Annotated in this window: 16 protein-coding genes and 1 pseudogene; all 17 read right to left on the bottom strand. The window is 68.1% G+C overall.

Annotated features, from left to right (window positions below):
• Nucleotides 1-104 precede the first annotated feature (104 nt).
• The 17 genes and pseudogenes from rpsQ to ABN611_RS17395 all read right to left on the bottom strand — a co-directional run bounded on the left by rpsQ (nucleotide 105) and on the right by ABN611_RS17395 (nucleotide 12,715).
• On the bottom strand, nucleotides 105-401 hold the full coding sequence (gene rpsQ, locus ABN611_RS17475) for a 30S ribosomal protein S17 (protein WP_167205878.1): 297 nt from the start codon (nucleotides 399-401) through the stop codon (nucleotides 105-107).
• Nucleotides 398-679 (bottom strand): 50S ribosomal protein L29, encoded by a 282-nt coding sequence (gene rpmC, locus ABN611_RS17470; protein WP_350280933.1) that lies wholly within the window; start codon nucleotides 677-679, stop codon nucleotides 398-400. The genes rpsQ and rpmC overlap by 4 nt, the downstream gene beginning before the upstream one ends.
• The gene (gene rplP / locus ABN611_RS17465; RefSeq protein WP_344191657.1) at nucleotides 679-1,098 is read right to left on the bottom strand and encodes a 50S ribosomal protein L16; all 420 of its coding nucleotides are present in this window, start codon (nucleotides 1,096-1,098) and stop codon (nucleotides 679-681) included. Before rplP ends, rpmC begins: the two co-directional genes overlap by 1 nt.
• A 3-nt stretch (nucleotides 1,099-1,101) precedes the next feature.
• Entirely contained in the window at nucleotides 1,102-1,947 is an 846-nt protein-coding gene (gene rpsC, locus ABN611_RS17460; protein ID WP_350280932.1) for a 30S ribosomal protein S3, read from the bottom strand.
• A gap of 214 nt (nucleotides 1,948-2,161) precedes the next feature.
• Nucleotides 2,162-2,548 (bottom strand): annotated as a pseudogene (rplV, locus tag ABN611_RS17455) (50S ribosomal protein L22); the annotation flags it as partial.
• 52 nt (nucleotides 2,549-2,600) lie between these two features.
• Nucleotides 2,601-2,882, bottom strand: coding sequence for a 30S ribosomal protein S19 (rpsS, locus tag ABN611_RS17450; RefSeq protein WP_131361012.1), 282 nt, complete (start codon nucleotides 2,880-2,882; stop codon nucleotides 2,601-2,603).
• Nucleotides 2,883-2,897: 15 nt separating this feature from the next.
• Nucleotides 2,898-3,731: a 50S ribosomal protein L2 gene (gene rplB / locus ABN611_RS17445; RefSeq protein WP_350280931.1), complete on the bottom strand. Its 834-nt coding sequence runs from the start codon at nucleotides 3,729-3,731 to the stop codon at nucleotides 2,898-2,900.
• Complete coding sequence (gene rplW, locus ABN611_RS17440) at nucleotides 3,731-4,036, bottom strand: 50S ribosomal protein L23 (RefSeq protein ID WP_350280930.1); 306 nt, start codon at nucleotides 4,034-4,036, stop codon at nucleotides 3,731-3,733. The genes rplB and rplW overlap by 1 nt, the downstream gene beginning before the upstream one ends.
• A complete protein-coding gene (gene rplD, locus ABN611_RS17435) occupies nucleotides 4,033-4,725 on the bottom strand; it encodes a 50S ribosomal protein L4 (RefSeq protein ID WP_350280929.1) in 693 nt (230 codons plus the stop codon). Before rplD ends, rplW begins: the two co-directional genes overlap by 4 nt.
• Complete coding sequence (gene rplC, locus ABN611_RS17430; protein WP_350280928.1) at nucleotides 4,722-5,378, bottom strand: 50S ribosomal protein L3; 657 nt, start codon at nucleotides 5,376-5,378, stop codon at nucleotides 4,722-4,724. Before rplC ends, rplD begins: the two co-directional genes overlap by 4 nt.
• Nucleotides 5,379-5,395: 17 nt before the next feature.
• Nucleotides 5,396-5,704 carry a 30S ribosomal protein S10 gene (rpsJ, locus tag ABN611_RS17425; RefSeq protein WP_012923688.1) on the bottom strand — a complete coding sequence of 103 codons (309 nt, stop codon included), beginning with the start codon at nucleotides 5,702-5,704 and terminating at the stop codon, nucleotides 5,396-5,398.
• Nucleotides 5,705-6,066: 362 nt separating this feature from the next.
• On the bottom strand, nucleotides 6,067-7,260 hold the full coding sequence (tuf, locus tag ABN611_RS17420) for an elongation factor Tu (protein WP_350280927.1): 1,194 nt from the start codon (nucleotides 7,258-7,260) through the stop codon (nucleotides 6,067-6,069).
• A 74-nt stretch (nucleotides 7,261-7,334) separates the two neighbouring features.
• Nucleotides 7,335-9,395: an elongation factor G gene (gene fusA, locus ABN611_RS17415; protein WP_350281654.1), complete on the bottom strand. Its 2,061-nt coding sequence runs from the start codon at nucleotides 9,393-9,395 to the stop codon at nucleotides 7,335-7,337.
• A 122-nt stretch (nucleotides 9,396-9,517) separates the two neighbouring features.
• Complete coding sequence (gene rpsG / locus ABN611_RS17410; protein ID WP_141854827.1) at nucleotides 9,518-9,988, bottom strand: 30S ribosomal protein S7; 471 nt, start codon at nucleotides 9,986-9,988, stop codon at nucleotides 9,518-9,520.
• Complete coding sequence (gene rpsL / locus ABN611_RS17405; protein WP_141854829.1) at nucleotides 9,988-10,362, bottom strand: 30S ribosomal protein S12; 375 nt, start codon at nucleotides 10,360-10,362, stop codon at nucleotides 9,988-9,990. The genes rpsG and rpsL overlap by 1 nt, the downstream gene beginning before the upstream one ends.
• A gap of 276 nt (nucleotides 10,363-10,638) precedes the next feature.
• Complete coding sequence (locus tag ABN611_RS17400; protein ID WP_350280926.1) at nucleotides 10,639-11,397, bottom strand: maleylpyruvate isomerase N-terminal domain-containing protein; 759 nt, start codon at nucleotides 11,395-11,397, stop codon at nucleotides 10,639-10,641.
• Nucleotides 11,390-12,715 carry a nuclear transport factor 2 family protein gene (locus ABN611_RS17395; RefSeq protein WP_350280925.1) on the bottom strand — a complete coding sequence of 442 codons (1,326 nt, stop codon included), beginning with the start codon at nucleotides 12,713-12,715 and terminating at the stop codon, nucleotides 11,390-11,392. The genes ABN611_RS17400 and ABN611_RS17395 overlap by 8 nt, the downstream gene beginning before the upstream one ends.
• Between the last annotated feature and the right edge of the window lie 63 nt (nucleotides 12,716-12,778).

The following is a 12,778-nucleotide window of genomic DNA, read 5'->3' as shown; positions in this document are numbered from 1 at the left end:
GATCTCCTGGTTGTCTCGCTGGTTCTCAGCCGTGCCGAGCCTTGCGGAACGAATAAATTTCGGTTGGTTGCCGATCCTGTGCCGTCGGGCGACAGGGCCGGGAACTACTTGGCCTTCTCGAGGATCTCGACGACGCGCCAGCGCTTGGTCGCCGACAGCGGCCGGGTCTCCATCAGGAGGACGCGGTCGCCGATCCCGGCGGCGTTCTGCTCGTCGTGCGCCTTGAGCTTGCTGGTGCGCCGGATGACCTTGCCGTACAGGTGGTGCTTCACCCGGTCCTCGACCTCAACCACGACGGTCTTGTCCATCTTGTCGCTCAGCACCAGGCCCTCACGGGTCTTCCGGCGGCCTCGCGCCTCGGTGGTCGTGCTCACGGTCTCGTCCTTCACGTTCTCGGTCATGCGTTCGCCTCGGCCTTCTCGCTGTCGTCCGCGGCGGCCGGGGCCTCGGCCTCGGCCGGGGCGTCGACCTCCTCGGTGATGCCGAGCGCACGCTCCGACAGCACCGTGTAGATGCGGGCGATGTCCTTGCGGACGGCGCGCAGCCGGCCGTGGGACTCCAGCTGGCCCGTGGCAGCCTGGAACCGGAGGTTGAACAGCTCCTCCTTGGCTTCACCGAGCTTCTTCAGCAGCTCGTCCCGGCCCAGGTTCCGCAGCTCGGCGGCGGTCAGGGTAGCCATCAGTTCTCACCTGCCTCTCGGGTGATGAAGCGGCACTTCATCGGCAACTTGTGGATCGCGCGGCGCATCGCCTCGCGAGCGATCTCCTCCGGAACACCGGACAGCTCGAACATCACACGGCCGGCCTTCACGTTGGCGATCCACCACTCCGGCGAACCCTTACCGGAACCCATCCGGGTCTCGGCCGGCTTCTTGGTCAGCGGGCGGTCCGGGTAGATGTTGATCCAGACCTTTCCGCCACGCTTGATGTGCCGGGTCATCGCGATACGCGCCGACTCGATCTGCCGGTTGGTGACGTAGTGGCTCTCCAGCGCCTGGATGCCGAAGTCACCGAAGGCCAGCGTCGTACCGCCCTTGGCAGCGCCGGTGCGCTTGGGGTGGTGCTGCTTGCGGTGCTTGACCTTGCGGGGGATGAGCATGGTTCAGCTCTCCGTTCCGGTCGTCTCGGCGGGCTTGTCGGCCGCCGGGGCGCTCGCCTCAGCGGACTGCGCAGCGTTGTCGCGCCGGTTGTCCCGGCGGTCGTCGCGCCGGCCACCGCGGTCGCCGCCACGGCCACCACGGTCGCCGCGGTCGTCCCGGCGGGCCGGGCGGCGCTGCTGGGTGGCGGCACGGGCCGCGGCCTGCGCCTCGCGCTCGGCCCGGGAGCCGGCCACGTCACCCTTGTAGATCCAGACCTTCACGCCGATCCGGCCGAAGGTCGTGCGGGCCTCGTAGAAGCCGTAGTCGATGTCGGCCCGCAGCGTGTGCAGCGGGACGCGGCCCTCGCGGTAGAACTCCGACCGCGACATCTCCGCGCCGCCGAGCCGGCCGGAGCACTGGATCCGGATGCCCAGGGCGCCGCCACGCATGGTGGTCTGCATCGCCTTGCGCATCGCGCGGCGGAACGCCACGCGGCCGGACAGCTGCTCGGCCACGCCCTGCGCGACCAGCTGGGCGTCGACCTCGGAGTTCTTCACCTCGAGGATGTTCAGCTGCACCTGCTTGCCGGTGAGCTCCTCCAGGCTGCCCCGGATCCGGTCCGCCTCGGCGCCGCGGCGGCCGATGACAATGCCCGGACGAGCGGTGTGGATGTCGACCCGGACCCGGTCACGGGTGCGCTCGATCTCCACGCGGGAGATGCCGGCGCGCTCCATGCCCTTGCTCAGCAGGCGGCGGATCTTGACGTCCTCGCCCACGTAGTCCTTGTACAGCTTGTCGGCGTACCAACGGCTCTTGTGGTCGGTGCTGATGCCGAGACGGAACCCGTGCGGGTTTACCTTCTGTCCCACGTCAGGACTCCTTCTTCTCAGCGGTGGCCTTCTTGGCGGCCTTCTTCGCGGTCGCCTTCTTGGCCGGCTTCTCGGCGGCCTCGGCCGGCTTGTCGGCAGCCTTCTTGGCGGCCTTCTTCGCCGGGGCCTTCTTCGCCGTGTCCGCGGTGTCCGCGGTCTTCTTGGCGGCCGCCTTCTTGGCCGGCGCCTTCTCGACCGGCTCGTCCTCGACGCGCGGGGTGACCACCACGGTGATGTGGCTGGTCCGCTTGTCGATCCGGGTGGCCCGGCCCTGGGCACGCGGGCGGTGACGCTTCAGCGTCGGTCCCTCGTCCACCAGGACCTTGGTCACGACCAGGTCGGCCCGGTTCAGGTGTTCGGTGCCCTCGGCGTTCGCCGCGGCGCTGTCGACGACCTTGTACACGGTCGCGGCAGCGGCCTGCGGGGCGAACTTCAGAGTGGCGAGTGCGTCGTCGACGCCCAGACCGCGCACCAGGTCACCCACGCGGCGCGCCTTCATCGGCGTCACGCGGACGAAGCGCGCGACCGCGAAGGCCCCGGGCTGCTCGCCCAGCAGGCTCTCGCGACGGGCGCTGATCGCCCTACGCTCTTGAACGCTCATGATGTTCGAATCTCTCCGTAGGTTGCTTTCGCTTCGTCACTGTCCCGGGGGATCAGCGACGCCGTGACTTCCGGTCGTCCTTCTCGTGACCCTTGAACGTCCGGGTCGGTGCGAACTCGCCGAGCTTGTGCCCGACCATCGCGTCCGTCACGAACACCGGCACGTGCTTGCGGCCGTCGTGCACCGCCAGCGTGTGGCCGATCATGTCCGGCACGATCATCGATCGGCGGGACCAGGTCTTGATGACGTTCTTGGTGCCCTTCTCGTTCTGCACCTCCACCTTCTTCATCAGGTGGTGGTCGACGAACGGGCCCTTCTTGAGACTGCGTGGCATCTGGCCGGCTCCCTATCAGCGCTTCTTGCCGGCCTTGCGACGCCGGACGATCATGCGGTCGCTTTCCTTGCGGGTGCGGGTCCGGCCTTCCGGCTGGCCCCACGGGGACACCGGGTGGCGACCACCCGAGGTCTTACCCTCACCACCACCGTGCGGGTGGTCGACCGGGTTCATCGCGACACCGCGGACGGTCGGGCGCTTGCCCTTCCAGCGCATCCGGCCCGCCTTGCCCCAGTTGATGTTCGACTGCTCGCCGTTGCCGACCTCACCGAGGGTGGCGCGGCAGCGCACGTCGACCATCCGGACCTCGCCGGACGGCATCCGCAGGGTGGCCATCCGGCCTTCCTTCGCGACCAGCTGGATGCTGGCACCGGCCGAGCGGCCCATCTTCGCGCCACCGCCCGGGCGCAGCTCGACGGCGTGCACCGTGGAGCCGACCGGGATGTTGCGCAGCGGCAGGTTGTTGCCGACCTTGATGTCCGCGGCCGGGCCGTTCTCGACGATCGTGCCCTGGCGCAGGTTGGACGGGGCGAGGATGTAGCGCTTCTCGCCGTCCACGTAGTGCAGCAGCGCGATCCGGGCGGTCCGGTTCGGATCGTACTCGATGTGCGCGACCTTGGCCGGCACGCCGTCCTTGTCGTAGCGCTTGAAGTCGATCAGCCGGTACGCCCGCTTGTGACCGCCGCCGTGGTGCCGGGTGGTGATCTTGCCGGAGTTGTTCCGGCCACCCTTCTTCGGCAGCGGACGCAGCAGCGACTTCTCCGGGGTCGAACGGGTGAGCTCGACGAAGTCGGCCACGCTCGAGCCACGGCGGCCCGGCGTCGTCGGCTTGTACTTGCGGATTCCCATTACGACTGGCCTCCGAAGATGTCGATGCGGTCGTCACCCTTGAGGGTCACGATCGCCCGCTTGGTGTCCGGGCGCTTGCCCCAGCCGGTCCGGGTCCGGCGGCGCTTGCCCTTGCGGTTGATGGTGTTGACGTCGCTGACCTTGACCTTGAAGACCTTCTCGACCGCGAGCTTGATCTCGGTCTTGTTGGCCCGCGGGTCGACCTCGAACGTGTACTTCTGCTCGTCCAGCAGGCCGTAGCTCTTCTCGCTCACGACCGGCCGGAGCAGCACGTCCCGGGGGTCCTTGTTGACTCCGTGGCTCATGCCTCTACCTCCTCGGCCTCGGTCGACGTCGCGACGGCCTTGACGGACTTGCCCTTGGGGGCACCGGCCACGAACGTGTCCAGGGCTCCCTTGGTGAACACGACCGCGTCGCTGACCAGAACGTCGTACGCGTTCAGCTGGTCGGCGGCGATCAGGTGCACGTGCTGCACGTTGCGCAGGCTCAGCCAGGTGAGCTCGTCGTCGCGCTCGACGACAACCAGCGCCTTGCCCGGCTCGGTCACCTCGCCGAGCACCTTGAGAGCCGACTTGGTGGAGGGCTTGTCGCCGTCCACGAAGCTCTCGACCACGAACACCTGGCCGTCGCGGGCCCGGTCGGACAGCGCACCGCGGAGCGCGGCGGCGATCATCTTCTTCGGGGTCCGCTGGCTGTAGTCGCGCGGGGTCGGGCCGTGCACGACGCCACCACCGGTGAACTGCGGCGCGCGGGTCGAACCCTGGCGGGCGCGACCGGTGCCCTTCTGGCGGTACGGCTTGGCGCCACCGCCGGACACCTCGCCCCGGGTCTTCGTCTTGTGCGTGCCCTGGCGGGCCGCGGCCAGCTGGGCCACCACGACCTGGTGGATCAGCGGAACGTTGACCTGGACGTCGAACAGCTCGGCCGGAAGCTCGGCGGAACCCTTCTTGCTGACCTTGTCGCCCTTCACGACGACGACGTCGACGGTGCTCACTTCGCAGCTCCCTTCGCGGCGTTGCGGATCAGCACGAGGCCGCCCTTGGGGCCGGGGACCGCACCCTTCAGCAGGATCAGCCCGCGCTCGGTGTCCACCGCGTGCACGGAGATGTTCTGGGTGGTCACGTTCTCGGCACCCATCCGGCCGGCCATCCGGAGGCCCTTGAAGACCCGGCCCGGGGTGGCGCAGCCGCCGATGGAGCCCGGCGAACGGTGCTTCTTGTGCACACCGTGGGTGGCCCGCAGACCACCGAAGCCGTGGCGCTTCATGACACCGGCGAAACCCTTGCCCTTGCTGGTCGCGGAGACGTCGACGCGCTCGCCGGCCTCGAAGGTCTCGGCCTTCAGCTCCTGGCCCAGCGCGTACTCGCTGGCGTCGGCGGTGCGCAGCTCCAGCAGGTGCCGCCGCGGCGTCACGCCGGCCTTGTCGAAGTGGCCGCGCAGGGGCTTGGTCACCTTGCGCGGGTCGATGTCGCCGAAGGCGATCTGGACGCCGTCGTAGCCGTCGCGGTCCGACGTACGGACACCGGTGACGACGCACGGGCCGGCCTGGATCACGGTGACGGGGACGACTCGGTTGTTCTCGTCCCAGGTCTGGGTCATGCCGAGCTTGGTGCCCAGCAGACCGCGCGTGTTCTTCACAGTGCTCATTGGTCTTTCCGCGTCCCTCAGAGCTTGATCTCGATGTCGACACCGGCCGGCAGGTCGAGACGCATCAGCGAGTCGACGGTCTTCGGCGTGGGGTCGATGATGTCGATGAGCCGCTTGTGGGTGCGCATCTCGAAGTGCTCGCGGCTGTCCTTGTACTTGTGCGGCGAGCGGATGACGCAGAACACGTTCTTTTCCGTCGGCAACGGCACCGGGCCAGCAACCTTCGCACCAGTACGCGTCACCGTGTCGACAATCTTGCGTGCCGAGCTGTCGATGACCTCGTGGTCGTAGGCCTTCAGCCGGATGCGGATCTTCTGTCCCGCCATCGCTTCGCTTCGTCCTTCTCTATCGTCTTCCGTTGCGTTGCTCCGACCCCCGCGGTCGGGTGTGTCGCGCACGCGGCACGCACGTGACTCACCGCTTCTTCGACCTTGGGTTGGAGATCGGGGCCCGGTCTCGGACCGGAACCTCGGCAGGGTCTCCGGTCCGGCGCACCAGCCAGATCAAGAAGATCTGGGGCGCACCCCGGCGGCCTAGCCTGAGCAACCTGAATATTGTGCCAGAGATCGGCGCCGGAACGCCAATCGGGTGGCTTCACGCCCGATCCGGTACCACCTGAGCGCCGGATCGGGCGCAAAGCAGAGGTCCGCGGGGGCTCATCCTGCGAGCCCTCGCGGACCTCGTGAGATCACTTGACGATCTTGGTGACCCGGCCGGCGCCGACGGTGCGGCCACCTTCACGGATCGCGAACTTCAGACCCTCCTCCATGGCGATCGGCTGGATCAGCTCGACCGACATGTCGGTGTTGTCGCCCGGCATGACCATCTCGGTGCCCTCGGGCAGCGTGACGACACCGGTGACGTCGGTGGTGCGGAAGTAGAACTGCGGGCGGTAGTTCTGGAAGAACGGCGTGTGACGGCCGCCCTCCTCCTTGGAGAGGATGTAGACCGACGCCTCGAAGTTCGTGTGCGGCGTCGTGGTGCCCGGCTTGATGACGACCATGCCGCGCTCGACCTCTTCGCGCTTGGTGCCACGCAGCAGCAGACCGACGTTCTCACCGGCCTGGCCCTCGTCGAGCAGCTTGCGGAACATCTCGATACCGGTGACCGTGGTGGTCTGCTTGGTCTCGTGGATGCCGACGATGTCGACGGTCTCGTTGACCTTGATGACACCGCGCTCGATCCGGCCGGTGACGACCGTACCGCGACCGGTGATGGTGAAGACGTCCTCCACCGGCATCAGGAACGGCTTGTCGATCTCGCGCTCCGGCTGCGGGATGTACTCGTCGACCGCGTTCATCAGCTCGAGGATCGACTCGCCCCACTTGGCGTCGCCGGTCAGGGCCGGGTGCGCCGCGACGCGGACGATCGGCGCGTTGTCGCCGTCGAACTCCTGCTCCGAGAGCAGCTCGCGGACCTCGAGCTCGACGAGCTCCAGGATCTCCTCGTCGTCGACCATGTCGCACTTGTTCAGGGCGACGACCATCGCCGGCACGCCGACCTGACGGGCGAGCAGCACGTGCTCACGCGTCTGCGGCATCGGGCCGTCGGTGGCGGCGACGACCAGGATCGCACCGTCCATCTGGGCCGCACCGGTGATCATGTTCTTGATGTAGTCCGCGTGCCCCGGGCAGTCGACGTGGGCGTAGTGCCGGGCCTCGGTCTGGTACTCGACGTGCGCGATCGAGATGGTGATACCGCGCTGGCGCTCTTCCGGCGCCTTGTCGATCTGATCGAACGCCGACGCCTCGTTGAGGTCCGGGTACTTGTCGTGCAGCACCTTGGTGATCGCCGCGGTAAGCGTCGTCTTACCGTGGTCGATGTGACCGATGGTGCCGATGTTGACGTGCGGCTTAGTCCGCTCGAACTTCGCCTTCGCCACTGGGGCCCTCCTAGATAAATGTTGACTACGCCGTACGCCGACGCGCTTGGGGTGTGGTGGTCAGGAGCGAGAGGTTACTCGCCCCGGGCCTTCTTGATGATCTCTTCCGCCACGTTCTTCGGAACCTCGGCGTAGGAATCGAACTGCATCGAGTAGGACGCGCGGCCCTGGGTCTTCGACCGCAGGTCACCGACATACCCGAACATCTCCGACAGCGGCACCAGGGCCTTGACGACCCGGCTGCCACCGGGGCCTTCGTCCATCTGCTGGATCTGGCCACGGCGGGAGTTGAGGTCGCCGATCACGTCGCCCATGTAGTCCTCGGGCGTGGTGACCTCGACGGCGAACATCGGCTCCAGGATGACCGGACCCGCGCGGCGGGCGGCCTCCTTGAAGGCCATCGAGCCGGCGATCTTGAACGCGAGCTCCGAGGAGTCGACGTCGTGGTACGCGCCGTCCTGCAGCGTGACCTTGACGTCCACCATCGGGTAGCCGGCGAGCACGCCGAACTCCATCGCCTCCTGGCAGCCCTCGTCCACCGACGGGATGTACTCCCGCGGGATGCGGCCACCGGTGACGGCGTTGACGAACTCGTAGCCGCCCTCGCCGCCGGCCTCCACCGAGGTCGGCTCGATGTCGATGATCACGCGACCGAACTGACCCGAACCACCGGTCTGCTTCTTGTGCGTGTAGTCGACCTTCTCGACCTTCTTGGTGATGGTCTCGCGGTAGGCGACCTGCGGCTTGCCGACGTTCGCCTCGACGCGGAACTCGCGCTTCATCCGGTCGACCAGCACCTCGAGGTGCAGCTCGCCCATACCGGCGATGATGGTCTGGCCGGTGTCCTCGTCGGTCCGGACCTGGAAGGTCGGGTCCTCCTCGGCGAGCCGCTGGATCGCGACGCCCAGCTTCTCCTGGTCGCCCTTCGACTTCGGCTCGATGGCGACCGAGATCACCGGGGCCGGGAACTGCATCGACTCGAGCACGACCGGGTTCGCCGGGTCGGCCAGCGTCTCACCGGTGGTGGTGTCCTTCAGACCCATCACGGCGACGATGTGGCCGGCGCCGATCGACGCGATCTCCTCACGCTTGTTCGCGTGCATCCGGTAGATCTTGCCGATCCGCTCCTTCTTGCCCTTGGTCGGGTTCAGCACCTGCGAACCCGCCTCGAGCTTGCCGGAGTAGACCCGGATGAAGGTCAGCTTGCCCAGGTGCGGGTCCGCCGCGATCTTGAACGCCAGCGCCGAGAACGGCTCGCTGTCGGACGGCTTGCGGAGCACGACCTGCTCGGCGTCCTTGACGTCGTGGCCCTCGATGGCCGGGACGTCGATCGGGCTCGGCAGGTAGGCGTTGACCGCGTCCAGCAGCGGCTGGACGCCCTTGTTCTTGAACGCCGTACCGGTCAGCACCGGGGTGAGCTTGCTGGCCAGGGTGGCCCGGCGGATGCCGGCCACGAGCTGCTCCTGGGTCGGCTCCTCGCCCTCCAGGTACAGCTCCATGATCTCGTCGTCGGCCTCGGCGACGGTCTCGATCAGCTTGTCGCGCCACTCGGCCGCGAGCTCCGTGTGGCTGGCCGGGATCTCCTCGACCGTGAAGTCCTCACCGAGCTTGGTCTCGCCGCGCCAGGTCAGCGCGCGCATGCCCACCAGGTCGACGACGCCGATGAAGTCGGCCTCGGCCCCGATCGGCAGCTGCATGACCAGCGGCACCGCGCCCAGGCGGTCCTTGATCATGTCGACGCAGCGCATGAACTCCGCGCCGGTCCGGTCCAGCTTGTTGACGAAGCAGATCCGCGGCACGCCGTACCGGTCCGCCTGGCGCCAGACGGTCTCCGACTGCGGCTCCACACCGGCGACACCGTCGAACACCGCGACCGCGCCGTCGAGCACGCGCAGCGACCGCTCCACCTCGACGGTGAAGTCGACGTGGCCCGGGGTGTCGATGATGTTGATGGTGTGGTCTTTCCAGGTGCAGGTCGTCGCGGCGGACGTGATCGTGATGCCGCGCTCCTGCTCCTGCTCCATCCAGTCCATGGTGGCGGCGCCCTCGTGGACCTCACCGATCTTGTAGGTGATACCGGTGTAGAAGAGGATCCGCTCGGTCGTCGTCGTCTTGCCGGCGTCGATGTGGGCCATGATCCCGATGTTGCGGACCTTGGCCAGGTCGGTGGTGATTTGTACGGCCACCTCGGTGGTCTACCTCTCGATTCTGTACTGCGTCAAAGGGGTGAGCGCTGGGGTCCGGATCGGACCCCGGATCACCAGCGGTAGTGGGCGAAAGCCTTGTTGGCTTCGGCCATCTTGTGCGTGTCCTCGCGGCGCTTCACCGACGCACCGAGACCGTTGGACGCGTCCAGGATCTCGTTCATCAGCCGCTCGGACATGGTCTTCTCGCGACGGGCGCGGGAGTACGTCGTCAGCCAGCGCAGCGCGAGCGTCGTCGACCGGCCCGGCTTGACCTCGATCGGCACCTGGTAGGTGGCACCACCGACGCGGCGGCTCTTCACCTCGATGCTCGGCTTCACGTTGTCCAGCGCACGCTTGAGCGTGATCACCGGGTCGGTGCCGGTCTTCGTCCGGGTGCCCTCGAGCGCGTCGTAGACGATCCGCTGGGCGATCTGCTTCTTGCCGTCGACCAGGATCTTGGAGATCAACTGGGTGACGAGCGGCGAACTGTAGACCGGGTCGATGATGACCGGGCGCTTCGGGGCGGGGCCCTTGCGCGGCATTAGCTCTTCTCCTTCTTCGCGCCGTAGAGGCTGCGGGCCTGCTTCCGGTTCTTCACACCCTGGGTGTCGAGCGAACCGCGGATGATCTTGTACCGGACACCCGGCAGGTCCTTCACACGACCGCCACGGACGAGCACGATCGAGTGCTCCTGCAGGTTGTGGCCGACGCCGGGGATGTAGGCGGTGACCTCGATGCCGCTGGTCAGGCGGACACGCGCAACCTTGCGAAGCGCCGAGTTCGGCTTCTTCGGCGTGGTCGTGTAGACGCGCGTGCACACACCACGACGCTGAGGGGATCCCTTCAGGGCCGGCGTCTTGTTCTTGGACACCTTGTCCTGGCGGCCCTTGCGGACCAGCTGCTGAATGGTGGGCACCGCGTAGGTCTCTTTCTGTCGTCCGGCTGGGTTGTAGCTTTACCTGACCCCCGCGGTCGGGTGTGTCGCGTGCGCACGAGCAGACCGAAGCCGTAATCTTCCAGACTGTCGGCAGGAGTCCCGTGCCACGCGGCCCGACCCGTTGGACGAGGGGCACGCATGACGGCCCAGGAAAGACCCCGGGCACGATCGTTAAGACTAGCGGGTGCTCCAAGCACGGTCAAAATGAGTAATCGACCGCTGTGGAGAGCATTCCGCCACTCCAGTGTACAAGGCCTACGGAGTGGCCCGTCCGGCCAGGAAATCGTTGGCGACGGCGGGGTCTCCCTCGACCGTGAGGGCGGTCGTCGGCAAGCGCTTCCACAGGCACAGGTCGAGGTCCGCCGCGGTACCCGAGAGGACCGCTTCACCGACCGCCTTGCCGCGCTCGACGTGTGGCCGATCCCCTTGTGGCACAGGCGTCAGCGTCCATTCGTGCCCGGTGTCGGTGGCCCGGACGCCGAGCTGCCGGGTGACGGCCGGCGCGAATCCGCGGGCCAGCATCCGCGGCAGGAACACCTCGAAGACCTCGTCCACTCCGTCGGCCGCGACCGCCGGAGGTACGACGGCCAGACCAGTGCCGGGCTCCTCCCCCGCCGCCGCGCCGGCCTGCAGCAGGTCCACCAGGTGGATAGCCGTCTCATGAAGGCGACGTCGCGTCCAGAATCCCGCCCGCTGATCCACCGGCGCGAAATTCCAGCACGGCTCGTCCGGATCGACGGCGCGGATCGCGGCCAGCAGCGCCGCGGTCGTACCGGCATACCAGTCGGCCCAGGAGATCGTCGTCCGCAGGACGTCCGGCTCCTTCTGCGCCGTCCCGCTGAGCAGGATCGAGGCCGCCCAGCGCTGTCCCGTCCCCAGGTGCAGGGCGAGGTCCGCGACGGTCCAGCCCGGGCAGGCCGGGACCTCGGCGGCGGGGTCGACCCGTTCGAGGGCGGCCGCGAAGTCCGCGGCCGCGCGCTCGAACTCGGTCAGGTGGTCGATCAGGTCAGGCACGGAACTCGACGTCCGTGATCAAGCCCTCGACGACGCGGTACAGGGCGAGCTGCGGGGTGGCCTCGCCGTCGTCGTACGTGACGACCTGCTCCACCACCCACTCGCCGAGCATCAGCTTCTGCACGACCTCGGTCTTGCAGCGGCCGGCGTCGAAGCGCGGGCGGTAGTACTCCCGCAGGAACCGGCGGCCCTTGAGCTCGGAGCCGTCGGCGAGCTGGATCCGGGCGGTCGGCGAGTACATCGCGAGGAACGCCTCGAGGTCGTGGGCGGCGTACGCGGAGTGTTCCCGGGCGACCACGCGGGCGGCCGGGGTGTCCGCGGTGACGGCCGCGACCGTCGCCACCCCCAGGTCGGCCAACGGGGTCTGCACCGCGACAGGCTCGGGCAGGGGAGCCGGTGCCGGCGCGGGCCCCGTCAGCGGCGGCTGGGTGGGCTGGGTGAGTGGTTGCGCGTTGGGCGTCTGCGGCTTGGCGGGGGCGGCAGGCGCGGGGGCTTCCTTCACCGCCACCGACGCCTTGGGAGCGGACGGCGTACGGCGGGTCGTGGTCTTCTTCTTGGCCGGAGGTGGGACGAGGAGCTTGCCGTCGTCGCCGGGCTCCTCGCCGAGGTGAGCGATCGCCCAGTCGAGAGCCTTGGTCACGGCGGCGCGTGATTCGTCGGTGTGGTCGAGCATGTCGAACCCGTGGTGCCCTTTCGGTACGTCGATGATGTCCAGCGCGGCGCCACCCGCGGAGACGAACTCCGCAACCGGACCGGCGAGCTCCTCACGCTCGAGTCCAGCTCTCGTCAGCAGCACCGGCAGGTCCTTGTGTTTGCCGATCACCTCGGCAGCGTTTACCAGATCGTCGACACCGGGCGGGGTGGCGAGCAGGGGGTACGTCAGGGCGACGAAGCGCAGCCAGTCGGGGCGGCTGTCCAGCCACTCCCCGGCCAGCAGGCCGGCGCCCGAGAAGAACCACAGGCCGACCCGATCGGGGTCGACGCGTGGATCGGAACGCAGTACGCCGACCGCAGCCTCCACCTCGTCCGCGGCCACGACCAGTCGGTCGAGGCCGTGAATCAGGCTGTGGTCGACCACTGCCGACACCAGGCCACGCCTGGCCGCGGCAGTCGCATAACCCTTGTAGACCGGCCACTCCCGAGGCAGTACTTCGAGATCGGCAGGTCCGGGTCCCCCGTGCACGAACAGAATCGCGCCGCCTCGGGCGGTACCGGGCGGGCGGTACAGGTCGATCTCCCCCAAGCGATCGACACGTACGTCAGAACCTTCCAGAACCCCCAAGACGAAAGGCCGCAAGTAGGCCGGCAGATCCGTCATGCACCAATCTTGGCGCATCCCGCCCACACTTTCAGCCGCCACCCCGAGTGTCTTCGCCGTACC

The organism is Kribbella sp. HUAS MG21 (assembly GCF_040254265.1).
Lineage (GTDB): Bacteria > Actinomycetota > Actinomycetes > Propionibacteriales > Kribbellaceae > Kribbella.
Note: the sequence above shows the minus strand (reverse complement) of the source record. Positions and strands in the feature narration are given on the sequence as shown.

What these genes read in the sequence shown, in the direction of transcription:
- rpsQ (WP_167205878.1), bottom strand. Translation starts at nt 401, where the DNA reads ATGACCGAGAACGTGAAGGACGAGACCGTGAGCACGACCACCGAGGCG.
- rpmC (WP_350280933.1), bottom strand. Translation starts at nt 679, where the DNA reads ATGGCTACCCTGACCGCCGCCGAGCTGCGGAACCTGGGCCGGGACGAG.
- rplP (WP_344191657.1), bottom strand. Translation starts at nt 1,098, where the DNA reads ATGCTCATCCCCCGCAAGGTCAAGCACCGCAAGCAGCACCACCCCAAG.
- rpsS (WP_131361012.1), bottom strand. Translation starts at nt 2,882, where the DNA reads ATGCCACGCAGTCTCAAGAAGGGCCCGTTCGTCGACCACCACCTGATG.
- rplB (WP_350280931.1), bottom strand. Translation starts at nt 3,731, where the DNA reads ATGGGAATCCGCAAGTACAAGCCGACGACGCCGGGCCGCCGTGGCTCG.
- rplW (WP_350280930.1), bottom strand. Translation starts at nt 4,036, where the DNA reads ATGAGCCACGGAGTCAACAAGGACCCCCGGGACGTGCTGCTCCGGCCG.
- rplC (WP_350280928.1), bottom strand. Translation starts at nt 5,378, where the DNA reads ATGAGCACTGTGAAGAACACGCGCGGTCTGCTGGGCACCAAGCTCGGC.
- rpsJ (WP_012923688.1), bottom strand. Translation starts at nt 5,704, where the DNA reads ATGGCGGGACAGAAGATCCGCATCCGGCTGAAGGCCTACGACCACGAG.
- fusA (WP_350281654.1), bottom strand. Translation starts at nt 9,395, where the DNA reads ATGGCCCACATCGACGCCGGCAAGACGACGACGACCGAGCGGATCCTC.
- rpsG (WP_141854827.1), bottom strand. Translation starts at nt 9,988, where the DNA reads ATGCCGCGCAAGGGCCCCGCCCCGAAGCGCCCGGTCATCATCGACCCG.
- ABN611_RS17395 (WP_350280925.1), bottom strand. Translation starts at nt 12,715, where the DNA reads ATGACGGATCTGCCGGCCTACTTGCGGCCTTTCGTCTTGGGGGTTCTG.